This is a genomic window from Paenibacillus sp. WLX1005, from assembly GCF_046603685.1.
Lineage (GTDB): Bacteria > Bacillota > Bacilli > Paenibacillales > Paenibacillaceae > Saccharibacillus.
In genome coordinates this window covers 5,037,645-5,054,043 of sequence record NZ_CP176756.1, presented here as the reverse complement: position 1 = coordinate 5,054,043, position 16,399 = coordinate 5,037,645, and the positions used below count along the sequence as shown (strand labels likewise).

At 49.2% G+C, this 16,399-nt stretch carries 12 protein-coding genes; 9 read left to right on the top strand and 3 right to left on the bottom strand.

Annotation, left to right across the window (positions count from 1 at the left end):
• Positions 1–56: 56 nt before the first annotated feature.
• Entirely contained in the window at positions 57–2,345 is a 2,289-nt protein-coding gene (locus tag ACE3MZ_RS21620) for an ATP-dependent DNA helicase (RefSeq protein ID WP_411344147.1), read from the top strand.
• Positions 2,346–2,500: 155 nt separating this feature from the next.
• Here the strand turns inward: ACE3MZ_RS21620 and ACE3MZ_RS21615 are convergent, their stop codons facing one another.
• Positions 2,501–5,047, bottom strand: a complete 2,547-nt coding sequence (locus tag ACE3MZ_RS21615) for an S-layer homology domain-containing protein (RefSeq protein ID WP_411344146.1) — start codon at positions 5,045–5,047, stop codon at positions 2,501–2,503.
• 450 nt (positions 5,048–5,497) lie between these two features.
• Here ACE3MZ_RS21615 and ACE3MZ_RS21610 point away from each other — a divergent pair, with 450 nt between their 5' ends.
• The 3 genes from ACE3MZ_RS21610 to ACE3MZ_RS21600 are packed head-to-tail and all read left to right on the top strand — an operon-like array spanning position 5,498 to position 9,665.
• Positions 5,498–5,998, top strand: coding sequence for a MarR family winged helix-turn-helix transcriptional regulator (locus ACE3MZ_RS21610; protein ID WP_411344145.1), 501 nt, complete (start codon positions 5,498–5,500; stop codon positions 5,996–5,998).
• A complete protein-coding gene (locus ACE3MZ_RS21605) occupies positions 5,995–7,728 on the top strand; it encodes an ABC transporter ATP-binding protein (protein ID WP_411344144.1) in 1,734 nt (577 codons plus the stop codon). Before ACE3MZ_RS21610 ends, ACE3MZ_RS21605 begins: the two co-directional genes overlap by 4 nt.
• Positions 7,725–9,665: an ABC transporter ATP-binding protein gene (locus ACE3MZ_RS21600; RefSeq protein WP_411344143.1), complete on the top strand. Its 1,941-nt coding sequence runs from the start codon at positions 7,725–7,727 to the stop codon at positions 9,663–9,665. The genes ACE3MZ_RS21605 and ACE3MZ_RS21600 overlap by 4 nt, the downstream gene beginning before the upstream one ends.
• Before the next feature lie 331 nt (positions 9,666–9,996).
• Here ACE3MZ_RS21600 and ACE3MZ_RS21595 read toward each other — a convergent pair whose 3' ends face one another.
• Positions 9,997–10,704, bottom strand: coding sequence for a DNA-3-methyladenine glycosylase family protein (locus ACE3MZ_RS21595; protein ID WP_411344142.1), 708 nt, complete (start codon positions 10,702–10,704; stop codon positions 9,997–9,999).
• A 542-nt stretch (positions 10,705–11,246) separates the two neighbouring features.
• On the opposite strand from ACE3MZ_RS21595, the gene ACE3MZ_RS21590 reads away from it, so the two are divergent.
• Complete coding sequence (locus ACE3MZ_RS21590; RefSeq protein ID WP_411344141.1) at positions 11,247–12,188, top strand: alcohol dehydrogenase catalytic domain-containing protein; 942 nt, start codon at positions 11,247–11,249, stop codon at positions 12,186–12,188.
• A 237-nt stretch (positions 12,189–12,425) separates the two neighbouring features.
• Here the strand turns inward: ACE3MZ_RS21590 and ACE3MZ_RS21585 are convergent, their stop codons facing one another.
• Positions 12,426–13,292 carry a YitT family protein gene (locus ACE3MZ_RS21585; RefSeq protein WP_411344140.1) on the bottom strand — a complete coding sequence of 289 codons (867 nt, stop codon included), beginning with the start codon at positions 13,290–13,292 and terminating at the stop codon, positions 12,426–12,428.
• Positions 13,293–13,716: 424 nt separating this feature from the next.
• Between ACE3MZ_RS21585 and ACE3MZ_RS21580 the strand changes: the two genes are divergently transcribed.
• The 4 genes from ACE3MZ_RS21580 to ACE3MZ_RS21565 all read left to right on the top strand — a co-directional run bounded on the left by ACE3MZ_RS21580 (position 13,717) and on the right by ACE3MZ_RS21565 (position 16,326).
• Positions 13,717–14,631, top strand: a complete 915-nt coding sequence (locus ACE3MZ_RS21580) for a diacylglycerol/lipid kinase family protein (protein ID WP_411344139.1) — start codon at positions 13,717–13,719, stop codon at positions 14,629–14,631.
• 19 nt (positions 14,632–14,650) lie between these two features.
• A complete protein-coding gene (locus tag ACE3MZ_RS21575; protein ID WP_411344138.1) occupies positions 14,651–14,827 on the top strand; it encodes a hypothetical protein in 177 nt (58 codons plus the stop codon).
• A 32-nt stretch (positions 14,828–14,859) separates the two neighbouring features.
• On the top strand, positions 14,860–15,813 hold the full coding sequence (locus tag ACE3MZ_RS21570; RefSeq protein WP_411344137.1) for a nucleoside hydrolase: 954 nt from the start codon (positions 14,860–14,862) through the stop codon (positions 15,811–15,813).
• Between the two features lie 150 nt (positions 15,814–15,963).
• On the top strand, positions 15,964–16,326 hold the full coding sequence (locus tag ACE3MZ_RS21565) for a DUF2294 domain-containing protein (RefSeq protein WP_411344136.1): 363 nt from the start codon (positions 15,964–15,966) through the stop codon (positions 16,324–16,326).
• Positions 16,327–16,399 lie beyond the last annotated feature (73 nt).

Genomic DNA, 16,399 nt, shown 5'->3' with positions numbered 1-16,399 from the left:
GTCCACTCTGAGTGTATCCGATAGACATATACAACACAGAAAGGAAGGTGCCGCCCATGACAACTCTGATCGAGATTCCAGTGCGACCGCTGGTAGAGTATGTGTACCGGACGGGCAGTATCGAATCCGGCTTCCGGGTGGCGCAGTCGATGCAAGAAGGCACGCGCATTCACAAGCAGATTCAAGAGGGCTACGACGAGCACGGGGAAAAGGAAGTACATCTCAAAATCGAGATTCCGTTCCGCGATCTGCTGTTCCGCATCGAAGGCAGATGCGACGGCATGTGGACGGATGAAGCTGGGCTGTTAACGGTAGACGAGATCAAGTCCACCTCGATCTCTGCCGAAGATATTGGCGACGGACGCGAGGTACACTGGGCGCAGGCGCAGATGTACGGGCATATTTTGGCAGAGCAGCGTGAGCTGGAGCAGGTGCGCGTACAGCTGACGTATGTGCACAAGAGCAGCGGACGGGAGACGAAGCTGGAGCGTATTCGTACGCGGCAGGAGCTGAAGGATTTTGCGATGGATACGATTGCACGGTATGCACCATATGCAGAGATGCTGGCTGAACACCGTCGCCGCCGCAATGAGAGCATCGAAGGGCTGCCATTTCCATTCTCCGGCTATCGTTCCGGGCAGCGGCAATTTGCGGGAGCGGTGTACAAAACGGTCGGGGAGAAGGTCAATCTATTCGCCGAAGCGCCAACCGGTACAGGCAAGACGATCTCGACCTTATTTCCAGTCATTAAAAGTATCGGGAACGAGCGCGCCGAGCGGCTGATGTACGTGACCGCCAAAACGGTCACCCGTGCCAATGCCGAGGATGCGCTGGGGCGGATGCAGCAAAACGGATTGCATCTGCACGGTGTGACGATTACCGCCAAAGACAAGGTCTGCTTTTGCACGGCGGACGGCATGAATGGTCGCGACAATTGTGCCTACACGGATGGTTACTACGACCGGATCAATGAAGCGATTCTCGATATGCTCACCAACGAGACGCTGATGAATCGCGACATCATCGAGCAATACGCGCAAAAGCATATGATTTGCCCATTTGAGCTGTCACTGGACGCTTCGTATGCGTCGGATGCGGTCATTTGCGATTACAACTACGTCTTCGACCCGCGTGTCTCACTCAAACGATTGACCGACGATCAGCGCAAAAACACCGTCCTGCTCGTCGATGAGGCGCATAATCTCGTCGACCGCGGACGGAATATGTTTTCCGCTCAGTTGACCAAGTCGTCTTTTCTGAATCTAAAACGGGACTTCCAGACGTCATCCGATCCACTATCCAAAATCGCTGGTGCGATCAACGCCTACTTCCTGCGCTTGCGCAAGCAGATGGGCGAGAAGGATATGATCAGTCGCAGCGAAGCACCGGAGGATCTGTTCAAGCTGCTGGAGGAGTTTGTGATTCGCGCCGAAGTCACGCTGCTAGAGCAGGGCGCGGACGGTGAGATTGAATTGCTGCTGGAAACGTATTTTGCGACCCAGACATTTCTACGCATCGGGCGGCTGTACGATCTGTCCAGCCATATTACGTATGTGGAGGTGGACGGCAGCGAGGTGCTGCTGCGCATGTTCTGCATTGATCCGTCACTGCAATTGCGCCAGACGGCCAAAGGCTATCGCTCGGTCATTCATTTCTCGGCAACACTGTCGCCGATTCGTTATTACCGCGATATGCTGGGTGCGGAGGAGGACGATTACAATATCTCGATTCCGTCACCATTTTCACGAGAACAACTGGAAGTGCGGATTGTGCCGCTGTCGACCCGCTATCGGGATCGGGAGAAAACGCGAGATGAGCTGGCACGGCTGCTAGCGGAGCTAGTCAACGGACGTAGTGGCAATTATCTCGCCTTCTTCCCGTCGTATCAGTATATGCGTGATGTGCTGGAAGCCTTTGAGGCGCTGGAGCCGGATAGCGATATTCTGGTGCAGCAGTCGAATATGGCGGAGGAGGAGCGAGACAAGTTTCTGGAAGCGTTCCGCCCAGATCACACGCGCACGTTGACTGGCTTTGCAGTAATGGGCGGTATTTTTAGTGAAGGTGTCGATCTGGCAGGTGACCGGCTGACCGGTGTTATTATCGTCGGTGTTGGATTGCCGCAGCTTGGACCGGAGCGTGAGCTGATTCGTGAGCATTTTGCACGGGAAGGGCATAGCGGGTACAACTATGCGTATGTATATCCGGGCATGAATAAAGTACTGCAAGCAGGCGGTCGTTTGATCCGTACCGAGCAGGATCACGGGCTGCTGATGCTAGTGGACGACCGATTTTTGCAAAATCCATATGCGCAGCTGTTGCCGCCAGAGTGGAAGCCGGAGCGCTGAATAATCGTCACAAAAAATCCCCCGATACGCTTCATAGTATCGGGGGATTTTGCTGTACTTCTGATGCAATGGGTATTACTTAATGAATGCTTGTACAACTAGACGTTTTGTGTGGAAAATGAATATCCGTAATATCCGCAATGTTACGAATGGATTTACTCCGAAGCCTTATTAATTGCGTCGTATGCCCAGTGTTGCGGCGTTACGTCTTTCCACGAAGATGCAGTACCAGAGGTGGAAGTGCTGCTGCTTTGAATACGATTCAGCACAGTAACCACTTCAGCGCGAGTAACCGGTTGGTTCGGATAGAATTTGCCGTCCGGGAAGCCTTTCATCAGACCGGCGGAGACGACTTTGTTAATATCGGATGCTGCCCAGTTGCTCTGTACATCGGCAGGCGTTGCAGTGGAAGTATCACTGCTGTCCAGACCTTTCCAGCGCGAGATCAGGGAAGCGAGTTCAGCGCGAGTCAATGCTTGTCCCGGTTGGAAGCTACCGTCTGGATAGCCCTTCATCCAGCCATTGGTTTCTACCAATTGAATCCCATTCGATGCCCAGTAGGAAGCAGGAACATCTTTGAAATTGGCGGTAGTACTATCGCTGTTATCGCCGATCAGACGTTGCAGCATCACAGCCAGTTCCGCACGGGTCACTTGTTGGTCTGGACGGAAGGTACCATCCTCATATCCTTGTACATAGCCTTTGCGAACAACGGCTGCTTTGCTAGCAGTACTGTTATCTGCGGCTGTAGAAGTTTTGGCAGAGGTGTTGGTTGCTTTGGTCGTATCGGTCGTTGCCGGAGTGGTTACACTGCCGGATGTGCCGGAGCCGGAAGCAACGATGTCATCCAAGCGGGATGCACCTGCGCCATCACTACCGCTACCGCCGTCAAAGATGACCGGAATGCTAGTCGTTGGATCGACCGGCAATTGTGGCAGGAACGGGAAGGTGATCGTAATCGGTGCTTCGGCAGGTACATACGTGTCACTTACCGGTGTACCCGGGAATGGTGTGCTGCCCGGTGTCGATTCGCCAACCGGTGGTGCTGGAACGGTTGCCGGATCGTCCGTTGCAGGTGTGTCCTGTTGCGGTGGAGCTTGCAGAGACGCTGGAATAATGTCAACGTTGTACGTTTTGGATCGTCCGTTAGGAGCAGTGACTTTCATTGCCAGTGTCGTCAGATCGTCTGTCAGCGGAGCGGTATATTGCAGTTCACCAGTGCCATATACTTCATCCGTAACAGCAACGCCATTCACAGACAGTGTTGCATCATGATCATATACGCTGGCAAATACGGTTATATTGGAAGCATCCGCGTTCATGCTAGCAGTATATGATGTTACATCTGGTTGGAACGAAGGTTGCAGGGTGCCGTTTTGCAGCGACAAGGCTGTCAGCTCGGCGCTCTGTTCCGGTGCAGTCGCATGAATGACAAAGTTCTTTTCAAATGTGCCGCCTTCCGGTCCGGTCACTCTCACGCGGATAGGATAACTGTTCACGCCACGTACTAGAGTGTTAGATACTTCCAGTCGGTTATTGTTGATGTCAAAATAGCTGTTGCCTTCGCTGCCTTCACCAGATACGAGGCTGAAAATAAAGGCGTCGTCCGGATTGCTGCTCGTTGCGCTCAATTGACCAACGAATGTACCAGCAGTAGAATCCCAAGTCAGTGTATCGTTAGACAGTGCGATATCGGTTGGCAGGTCTTCTGGTGCGGTTTGGTAATCGGCATGAATCGCAGACAGAGCAGCATTCATATTCGGATCAACGCTGCTGTAGAAGACCAGCTCTGTTGATTTGCCCGGCTCCAGATCGCCAGCGTTAAAGGTAAGCGTCAGCCAGTCATCCGCCAGCTGTACATCGGTATGCTGTCCGCCATCTGCGCGGAACGCAGGCTCGCTGTAAGCATCGCGGCTGAAGCCGACAGATGCTTGTGCACGCTTGTCGCTTGCTACATACATAAATACGTTATCGCTCACATTGCCCATCGCAACGGCGATCGCATCGGAATCTTGTGGTGGATTGGAAGGAACCCAGTTGATGGTGCTGTTATCGCTGTTCAGGTCAGCATCCATATCGGGATCAAGGAAGCGCATATAGTGAACATCGTAAACGGAGTCGGTTACGCTGGTGTTGGTAAGAGTAATGGTGGTTTTATAGAAGGAATCTCCTGGTTTGAATGAAATGGTTTGATCTACTCCAAGCGCGTTATCTAGCGTTTTGCCGACGGTGCGAGCGGCAAGTTGGTCATCCGAGGATATATCTTGCGTTGTACCGGGGATTTCGATATTGCCGTTCAGTTCTTCATTGATAAAACTTTTGGCAGATGTACTAGAAGGTTGTGGTTTATATCCGACGATAAAGCCTTCCGATGGACTGCCTGGCAGTACATAATCTCCACTGCTCATGTCCTTGCCAGTATCGTAGCCGTCGCTGTCGGTATTCAATCCGATGGTTTGACGAAGCTGTCCGGGGTGAAAGCCGCCCGGGCTATTGCTGGATGTTCCCAGCGTACCGCTGCCCGAAATGCCCAATTCCATATATTGACCGCCCAAAAAGGTATCTTGACCGACTTGTCCATGATGGGCGATGCCCTCGGCATGAATCGGTAGAGACGGCAGTAATAACAGAATAACCAGCCAGCCGCATGCGCCACGTTTGAACGTTCTATGTTGATGCGAACGCAGCTTGCTCTTTTTCATTTTCATATACCTCCTTATATCATTCGCGAGGTTTGCTTAACGACGCAAATCCCATATTCTCTTTATCGTACAGTTATTAAGCTTTTTTAACATTTAACTGTCAAAAAATTTAGCAAGTTTGCAAAAAAGTCATATCTTAACACTTATTTAACAATTAATGGTGGTATTAAGATATGGAAGTCCCCGCTCTGGGATGACATAATGCTGCCACAAGCGCAATCCAAATCAAGCAAACAAAAACGGTAGATCGTATTGTGCAAATATATTGGTACGAATATACGTTATTTTGCAAGAATAAGCTTAAAAAGTGTGCAACTAATGGTATTATAATAGAGATAATGATTGACAAGGATTTACTGAAAGTTCTAAAATTAGATAACCTAATAAATAGTAATGCTAAATAATTGCCGTGTAGTACAAAATACGTGATGAAATTTCGGGGTGAAGAATGTGGAAGATATAAAATTTGAAGGAATCTCGCCAATGGGCGAAGAATTGCTTCGTGCGTTTCGAATGTTTCGAAAGGCAGATTGGAAGCAAAAAGGCGTGGATGGTTACAAACCGAGTGAAATTATGGCGCTGATCTGTATCGGCAACCAAGAGGATTGCAAAAGCTGCGGGATTCAGGTATCTGAACTGAGTCGTATGCTGCGAGTAACCTCACCGACCGTCACCCAATTAATCAAGGGTATGGAAAATGACGGGCTGGTAGAACGCAATATGGACCCAAGTGACCGTCGTGCTGTTCGTGTAACGTTGACGGACAGAGGCGAAACCATCATGGAACAATCATTGTCGGGATTTAAACGTTCTTTTGAGGGGTTGGTTGAATATCTGGGCGAGGAAGACAGTCACAAGCTGGCACAACTGCTTGGACGTGCTTATCAATATTTTGAAGAACGAGTATTTGAACCGCTGGAGCCTACCCAAAAAGGGGATGGTCGAGGATGACCAGAATGCTCCGTCTATTGCGGCCTTATTATGGGGCCGCAATTTTTATTCTGTTTTTAACGTTTGTTCAAACAATGTCTGAACTGTATTTGCCGACCTTGATGGCGGACATTGTGGATACGGGCATTGTGAGCGGGAACATCCCGTATATATGGAATATCGGCTTTTACATGCTAATTGTTGCGGCAATCGGAATGATTTGTTCGATTTTTGCAAGTTTTTTTTCGGCGCGCGTGGCGCTCGGCTTCGGACGTGATCTGCGCAGCCGTGTATTTGCGCATGTGGAGCATTTTTCGTTACAGGAATTCGATACAATTGGTACCGCTTCCCTAATCACGCGTACGACGAACGATATTACTCAATTGCAGCAAGTATTGACGATGATGCTACGTATGATGCTGATGGCGCCGCTGATGATGCTGGGCGGTATCATTATGGCGGTTTCCAAGCAGGGACAATTATCCTTGATCTTCATCGTGGCGATTCCGCTACTTGGATTGGCAATCTGGCTGATCGGGCGGCGAGGCTTTCCGCTGTTCAAAGTGATGCAGCAAAAGCTCGACCGACTCAATATGGTCATTCGCGAGAATCTGACTGGTATTCGCGTCATCCGTGCCTTTAACCGGGATCGGTATGAAAATACACGCTTTGACGGAGCGAGTCGCGATCTGGCGGATACAGCGATTCGGGTGAACAAGCTGATGGCACTGATGATGCCGATGATGATGCTGATTCTTGATCTGGTGATTATCGCGATTGTCTGGTTTGGCAGTATGGAGATTGATTATGGACGGATGCAGGTCGGTGATCTGATGGCGTTTGTACAGTATGCAACGCAGATTCTATTTTCATTTCTGATGCTGTCGGCGATCTTCATTATGGTGCCGCGTGCTTCGGCTTCGATTACGCGCATCAATGAAGTGCTGGATATGCAGCCGGACATCGTTGATCCAGAGCAGCCGACGGTGGCTGAAGCAGACACAGGTGCGGCAGTGCTGGAATTCCGCGATGTGGAATTTTATTATCCGGGTGCGGAGCAGCCTGCACTACGCCGGATTTCGTTTACAGCCAAACGCGGCGAAGTAATAGCGATTATTGGCGGTACTGGCTCGGGTAAATCGACGCTGGTGAATCTGATTCCGCGCTTTTACGATGTGAGTGACGGTTCTATTTTGATCAACGGGGTAGATATTCGGAACATGCAGCAAACGGAGCTGCGCCAGCATATTGGCTATGTCCCGCAAAAGGCGCTACTGTTCACCGGTACGATTGCGGATAATATCCGCTACGGTCACAGTGAGGCAACGGTAGAAGAGATTCGACATGCGGCTGTCATTGCGCAGGCGGATGATTTTATCTCGGCAATGCCGGACGGCTATCAGGCGATGATCGCGCAGGGCGGTACAAACGTGTCTGGCGGGCAAAAGCAGCGCTTGTCGATAGCGCGTGCATTGGTGCGTCGTCCCGAGCTGTACATTTTCGATGATAGCTTCTCGGCACTGGATTTTAAAACAGATGCAAGGCTGCGCGCCGCCTTGAAGGCGGAAACGACTCATTCCACAGTGCTAATGGTCGCGCAGCGTGTGAGTACGGTTCGTGATGCAGATCGCATCATTGTGCTGGACGATGGCGGTATTGTCGGCATGGGCAATCATCATGAATTGATGGAACATAGTGACGTTTACCGTGAAATTGTATCGTCCCAGTTGTCGGAGGAGGAGAGCGCATGAATCAACAGCAACCACCGAAACGCCCACCTTCTGGCAGACCACCGGGCGGACCGATGGGAGGACCTCCTGGCGGTCCGCCGGGGATGATGATGCCGGGCGATAAACCGAAAAACTTCGGTCGTACACTCCGCCGCCTGCTGAGTTATTTGAAGCCGCATCGTCTGCAACTGACCGGGGTGCTGGTGGCGGCGATTTTGAGTACCGTATTCAGTATTATTTCGCCGCGCATTCTCGGGATGGCGACGGATGAATTGTTTCACAGTGTGAGCGGCGGACGGGAGATCGACTTTGGTCTGATCTCGCGTTTGCTATTGATGCTCGCCGGATTGTATATATGTAGCGCCCTCTTTTCGTATATTCAGCAGTTCTGGATGGCCGGTATTACGCAAAATACGGTGTATGAGATGCGCCGCGAGATCAAACAAAAGCTGACCCGCTTGCCGCTCAGTTATTATGATCGGCACAGTCATGGCGAGGTACTAAGCCGCGTTACGAACGATGTGGATAATATTAGCACCACGCTTCAGCAAAGCTTGACGCAGACAATCACCTCAGCGGTGACGCTGGTCGGTGTTATCATTATGATGCTATCGCTCAGCCCGCTGATTACGCTGATCACTGTGCTGACGATTCCGCTCAGTCTGGTCGCGACCATCTTCGTCGCCAAGCGTTCGCAAAAGCATTTTGCCGGACAACAGGCGGCGCTTGGTGAGCTGAACGGACATGTGGAGGAAATGTATACTGGTCATCCTATCGTCAAAGCATTCGGTCAGGAGCAGCAGTCGCTAGCGCAATTCGATACGCTGAATGACCGTCTGTATCAATCCGGGTGGCGTGCACAGTTTATCTCCGGTATCATTATGCCGCTGATGAACTTTGTTAGTAATATCGGTTATGTGCTGATCTGTGTCGTTGGTGGCATTATGGTGACACGCGGTGCGATTGGCATCGGTGGCATTCAGGCATTTATCCAGTATGCACGCCAATTCTCACAGCCGATTACGCAGCTGGCGAATATTTCGAATATTATCCAGTCGGCGATTGCGTCGGCAGAGCGCGTATTTGAAGTGCTGGATGAGCAGGAGGAGGTACAGCCTGCTCTGGCTATTGCCAGAGAACAACAGCGTCAAGGTTCTTCGATATCGATGGGTGTTCCTACTTCGGACACATCGATGGATAGCGATCCGCGCTGGGTACGCGGAGATGTGACCTTTGAACATGTACAATTTGGCTATAAGCCGGAACAGTTGCTTATCAAGGATATGAATATTCATGTAAATGCCGGGCAGACGGTAGCGATTGTGGGACCGACTGGTGCGGGCAAGACGACGCTGATCAATCTGCTGATGCGCTTTTACGAGTTGAACGGCGGTCGCATTCTGATCGACGAACGGAATATTACGGACATACCACGCGGAGAGCTGCGCAGTCTGTTCGGTATGGTGTTGCAGGATACGTGGTTGTTTGGCGGTACGATTCGCGACAATATCGCCTACGGTCGGGAAGGTGCGAGTGTGGAGCAGATTGTACAGGCAGCCGAGGCGGCGCGGGCGGATCATTTTATCCGTACCTTGCCGGATGGATATGACACGGTGCTGAACGAAGAAGCGTCCAACATTTCACAGGGGCAAAAGCAATTGCTCACGATTGCACGCGCCATTCTCGCTGACCCGTCGATTCTGATTCTGGATGAAGCAACTAGCAGTGTCGATACACGCACCGAGGTGCTAATTCAGCAGGCGATGAATGAGCTAATGCAGGATCGCACGAGCTTCGTCATTGCCCATCGTCTGTCCACGATTCGCGGCGCCGATCACATTCTGGTCATGAACCACGGCGAAGTGATCGAGCAGGGTACGCATGACCAGTTGTTGGAACGGAATGGATTTTATGCGGATCTGTACAACAGTCAGTTTGCTGGTCAGGCGGTTGGTTAACGTGTGAATGCTTCATTGGGAAGGATGATGGAGCATCGTGAGGTACAGTGAACAGGATGAAGAATAGGGAATAGAGTACTTGGAAAAAGGCTAGATTTGTCCCGCTGACTGACAGCTTATGTGCTGCTTGGTCAGCGGGATTTTTGGTAGAGGCTGCTGTACAATAAGGTGGATGATGTAGATGACATAAGTGATGGATAGGATGGAAAGAGGGTAGAGAATATGGATTAATATGATCAACGAGACGATATCCTTACATATGAGCAGCGGAATATCTATGTATATTCGCTGGTATATTCTCCGCTTCCACTGGATTATTTAGCCCACTGAGTTAGGATGTAGAATCATCCGGCACATCGTAATCGGCAAAACTCTTGCCCGAATCGACCCAGCCGATATTGATCGCTTCCCACAGGTAAATGGACGCGGCGGTTGGATGTGCTGTCCAGTTGATCTCGTGCTGCTGGGTGTAGCCGCCATCTTCGCGTTCCTCCATGCCATGCAGCCAGCGGGCGGCGCGTTGCAATCCGGCATCGCCATGGGAGAGAATCCCCGTACGACCAAGGCTGAAAATGAGAAACATTTCCGCTGTCCAGCGTCCAATGCCTTTGACCGCGATCAGCGCCTTCATCACTTCCTGATCAGATAGCTCATCTAATTGTTCTAGCGGTAGCATGCCCTCCTGTACATGATGGCACAAATCGCGGATATAGCGGATTTTGAACATAGATACGCCGACTTCGCGCAGCTGCTCGTCGCTCAATTCGCTGATTCTATCAGCATTCATACGATCGCCGCATAGCTCTACAACACGCCCCCAGATGGTGGCGGCAGCTTTGACAGACAATTGCTGTGAAATGATGGACGAGACGAGCGACATAAAGGGGTCCGCACGTAGTGGAATATCCAGCGGTCCGATGAGTTGGATTAATCGCCCTAGTACAGGATCGGCTTGCATTAGTTGGCGTATCTGCTCATGATTGAGAGAGAGCTGTAATGTAGTTGGCTTACGATTGATGTGCGTATGATCTTCAGACATGGTGATGCCTCCTATGTATATGCTGTTTTGATTATTGTGAAAAGCTGATTGTACGGGGATCGGGATAATATGCTATACGACTATGTGTTGCTCTACTATAAGTGTATCTAGAGAGAGTAATCATATGCAACAATCTGAACAGACGTTATTTAGATAATTCTGAGCTGTTCGATAGCAGGGAATTCTGCGACATGAGTGAAGTCAAATAGCTTCTGGAAGATTAGATGCTTAGTTTGCTGGCTTACACAGAGTGGAATAAGAACTTGATTCGGTAGCAGTAAAGCATTACCGTTGCCTAAACGAATGGCTTAAAATTTGGTCATCGCGCTATCCAGTTAGGCGAGAATTTCGTATGGATGTACCAAGCATGACAGACAGATGAGATCACAGCGATCGCTACGTTCAAAGCTCTACATATTGCTCGCATAACTTTTACAAAAAAAGTGAGAGCCTATGAGGAACAGCAGTAACTTGTTTAAGAATATCGAGATCCATGTTGTTCATTTGTGTTGAACCAGTACCTAGATTGGATGGGGGTTGCTATGCAAAAGCATTCGCTCGTATTATATGGAAAAAAAGATTTGAAATGGTGCCAAAGTGAAATCAAAGATCTTGGAAACGATGAAGTATTGATTAGAACGATTGCCGGGGCAATTAGTATAGGTGCTGAACTTCCTCAATACTTAGAAAGTGATGTGTCGGATCAAGCACCGATGTATCCGAAAGGAACTGGTTATGAAAATTTTGGAGAGATTGTATCGGTCGGTCAGCATGTAGAATCACTACAAGTGGGAGACCGCGTATTAGCTTCATATGGACATCAAGATTATGGTGTAATTCAAGCAGACCGAGTGATACCTGTTCCAGCAGATTTTTCACCTGAAGATGCTCTGCTAGCTATCTTATCCTGTGACGCTGCAAAAGGTGTACTAAAACTCAACCCCGATCCACATAACAAAATATTGGTCACGGGCATGGGAACGATGGGTTTATTAACGGTACATTTTTTAAGCCAATATATGGGGATTGAACAAATTGACGTATTAGAATCAAATAATTTAAGGGGAGAACTTGCATTAGAATTAGGTGCTAAAAAGCTTTTCCGTACTAGAAATGAATGTTCCATTAATCACTATGAATTTGGCGTAGAATGTTCTGCCGCAAACGAGGCATTTGAAATTCTTCAATGTGCCGTTGTGAAGGAAGGTACGATTTGCGTTCTTTCTGATGGAAATAAGGAACCATTTAAGTTGCGACCTGAATTTCATGAAAAAGAATTGAAGGTTGTCGCTTCAAGCGACGGCTGGGATTATCAAAAACATGCGAAGTGGTATTTCGATAATCTCCGAAAATATACAGTTCCGTTAAGCGAAATATTCGAGCTAACTGTAAAAAGTCAGGACTTGATTCAATGTTTTGCTGATTTGGCAGAAGGAACTATTCATCCTTTAAAAGTTCTGGTTCTATACGATACGAAAGCATAAGGCAGTTTTAATAAGTAGACTACAGGAGTTGCAAGTTCAAAATTGCATTCCAATTAATGTAGTCTACATCATATCAATCTGTTATTTTCAATAAGTCCCCTTTTACATATGAAAAAAGAAGCTTTTTCTCTATACCGAGAAAAAGCTTCTTTTATTGAATCAGACACCGTATCGATTGGGTTATGGTTAATAGAACGTTTCTACTCCACAGTTCATCATACGGCGGCTAACGCGGAATCAGTGAATACTTTTCTTCTCAAAATTGCCGCCGATCACTTCGCTCACATGCTCAACAGCAAGGAATGCAGTTGGGTCGATGTCGTGTACGATGTTGCGCAATTTGGCAAGTTCCAGACGGCTGACGACGCAGTAGATCATTTGCGTATCTTCGCCAGAGTATCCGCCTTTGGCATACATGAATGTAGTGCTACGACCGAGACGATCCATGATCGCTTGGGAAATCTCATTGTATTCTTGCGAGATGATCGTAACGGATTTGGATTCTTCCAAACCTTCCACCACGATATCCATCACTTTGGCGGCAATATAGTAGGTGAAGATGGAGAACATTGCGGAATCCCAGCCGAATACAAAGCCTGCCGCGGTAAAGATAAAGATATTGATAATCATGACGATCTGACCGACCGGCATGTGGAACTTCTTAGACAACAGAATCGCTACAATCTCGGTTCCGTCCAATGAACCGCCGAAGCGGATAACAAGGCCAATCCCGAAGCCGAGAATGACGCCGCCGAACATACTGGCGAGCATTTTATCATCGGTCAGTGCTGGTACATGGTGCAAATACGCGGTCATCGACGACATGACGGCGATACCGTACAGGGTAGATATGGCGAACGTTTTACCGATCTGTTTATACCCGATAATCAGGAACGGCACGTTGATGATGAAGATGAAGATACCAAGCTGGATCGTACTCAGCTCAGACAGGATGATCGAGATACCGGTAATACCGCCATCAATCACGCTGTTGGGGATTAGGAAAATTTCGAGTGCTACCGCCATCAGAACGGCGCCGGTCGTGATAAAGATAAACTTGGCTAGCAATTGAGTCAACGACATTTTACGGTGTTTTCTTGGCATACACAATCCTCATTTCCGGAGTAGTTTGGCAGGATTGTTGATTAATTCCATAACGCTGCGTGGAGTTCCGGATTACGAAAGTGACATCAGCGAACAAGTGACCGACCGCCGGATTACTGCAATATCTGTCTCTGTAGGGCTTCAAATCTGTAACCGGAAGCGGCTTTATCGAACTACTCAACAAACATTTTATCTTTAAATCATAATGATAATCTACCTATATAAATTATAGCATAAAAACACTTGCAAACCCAATAAAACGTAAAATTGAATCGATTTTTTGCAAAAAAGCCAGATTTAACGAACAATTTCCATTATATCGCAACAAGGCACGCAAAATATACGCCAATGTCGCAAAATCATGTAAAAAATCATATCATCGGTGCGCTATTATCTGCCAATGATCCAAAATGGGGGTTATACGATGTACGATAAAGGTCTTTTTATTTATAACGGCAATGCCGGTTCGGTTGATGAGGGGCAGCTCGGTATGGTGCTTGGCATTCTGTCGCCGGAGCTGCCAGAACTGAATGTACGACGTACGTCCAAACCGGGCGAAGCGAAGCAGCTATGCCGTGATCTGGGGGAGCAGTATGATGTGGTATATATTTTTGGCGGCGATGGTACGGTGCATGAGTGTATTAATGGGTTGGCGGATCTGGAGCATCCGCCGGTAATCGGCGTGCTGCCGGGCGGCACCTGCAATGACTTTTCGCGTGCGCTGTTTATGCCGCAGCAATTACAGCGCGCAGCGGAAGCATTAATATTGCGTCATACGCGCACGCTGGATATCGGTACGGCGAACGGGCATTATTTTACGAATTTCTATGGCATTGGGCTGATCTCGGAAACGTCGCAAAATATTAACGCGGATATGAAAGGGGCATTTGGCAAGCTGAGTTATTTCCTCAGTACATTGCAAACCGTGCGAACGGCACAGCAGTTTCGTTTTCAATTGGAGCATGACGATGGGGAGCTGTCCGGCGAAGCAGTGATGATCTATGCGGCAAATGGACGCTATCTCGGCACCAATCCGCTGCCGTTTCACGACAAATCGCTACAGGATGGATTGCTGGATGTGCTAGTGATTCGCGAGGCAGGATTGCCGCTGCTGCGTGAGCTGCTCAGTCGCAAAGTGCCGGGCGAATGGGCGCCGCAAAATGACAACATTCAGTATATCCGTACCTCGCGGCTGCATGTGATCACTGACAAGCCGATGGCAGCGGATACGGATGGCGAGATTTATCTGCAAACACCGGGTAAGCTCGGTGTGCTACCGGGCAAGCTGACCTTTCTCGTTGGTGAACCGGAAGATGTAACGAGCAGCAGCAATGGATGAGATGCACAGCTTCCAGTAAATGACTGTGGAACATCCTGCAAGCTTCCCTCATAATAGAAACAAGCCGTATGGCATGCTGGCAGTACGCCTTGATCGTATGGCGTTGATTGCCGGAACGACATGCCTTCTGGATCGCCGTCCGTTGCCAATGCTTGCCATCTCGCAAGCGGCTGCGACAGGCACAGCTGCGGACTGATTGAGCAAACAAAATTGGGGGAATCAAACGCAATGTCACAGACCAAATCCGTATATTTTAACCATGATGCCGGTGTCGATGATCTGGTATCCCTGTTTATGCTGCTACAAATGGACAATGTGCAATTGACTGGTGTATCGGTCATTCCAGCCGACGGCTATCTGGAGCCGGGTGCTGATGCAAGCCGCAAAATCATTGACCGTTTCGGAACATATGCACCGGAAACTGCCAAATCCAATTCGCGCGGCAAAAATCCATTTCCACCAGCATGGCGCATGCATACGTTTTACGTGGATGCCCTGCCAATCCTGAACGAATCTGGCAACATGGAAGCGCCCTTGTCGGAACTTCCCGCACATCGTCATATGATCCAGCAACTGCTGCAAACCGAAGGTAAAACAACGCTGCTGTTCACTGGTCCGCTGACCGATCTGGCGCGTGCACTGGATGAAGCGCCCGAGATTGAAGACAAGATCGAGAAGCTGGTCTGGATGGGCGGCGGCTTTGAACGTGGTAATGTAGATGAGCCAGAGCATGACGGCACCGCCGAATGGAATGTATTCTGGGACCCGGAAGCGGCGCATCGTGTATGGCAAAGCGGCATCGAGATCGATCTGGTTGCACTGGAAAGTACGATCAAAGTACCGCTCGATCTGAAAATCCGCAAGCGTTGGTCATCCGAACGCCGGTACGAAGGTGTTGATTTCCTCGGCAACTGTTATGCTTGTTGCCCGCCACTAGTGCATATGGAGAACAATTCCACCTACTACTTCTGGGATGTACTGACAACGCTGTCGATTGGCAAACCAGAGCTGGTGAGCAAAAAGACGATCAACTGCATCGTCATCCCGGACGGTCCATCGCAGGGCAGAACGGTAGAACAGCCAGACGGTCGTCCAGTCAATCTCGTGTACGATACCGATCCAGAAGCGTTTGCCGATTATATGATTGAGCTGGCGAAGAAATCAGCACCAGCGCGTTATTGACTGTAACTATCGATAGTTACATGTAATGTTCGCTTTTGGAGCATATTTTCAATTTTAAAATGATATTGTCTTGCCTGTACCGATTAATTTATGTATAATGACAGGGTCAGTACACGACAATGTACGACATTTTCCGGCGAAGGTGATAACATGAATCCTCTACCTCTGGACCATAACGAGTCCAAGAAACGGATGGCACAGCTGTATAACGAAGTATCCAAGGAACTATTCGGTTACGGAACGACGCTGTTGCGTGTGACCGTGGAGGATGGACTGATTACCTTTCAGGCACGACACCGGCGCTCACCGCGCTCGGCAGCGCTGGAAGGGGAAGACCTGGCGCTCAAGCAGGAAGTGGATTTTCGCTTGTCGATGGTATATAAGCGCAAATTCCGCGAAAAGCTGGAGCAGGATATGCAACTGAATATTGAAGCGATTTTGCGTGACTATGACGCGCCGACCCAGTGGGCATTTACGAATGTGATCCTGGTGAAGGAACCTCAGGCGCAATAACGCTTTGCGCTATGTTGATCTGGCTGGCGGATTTTCCTTTTTGATCTATCTTAAAGGTTGACCGCATGGCACA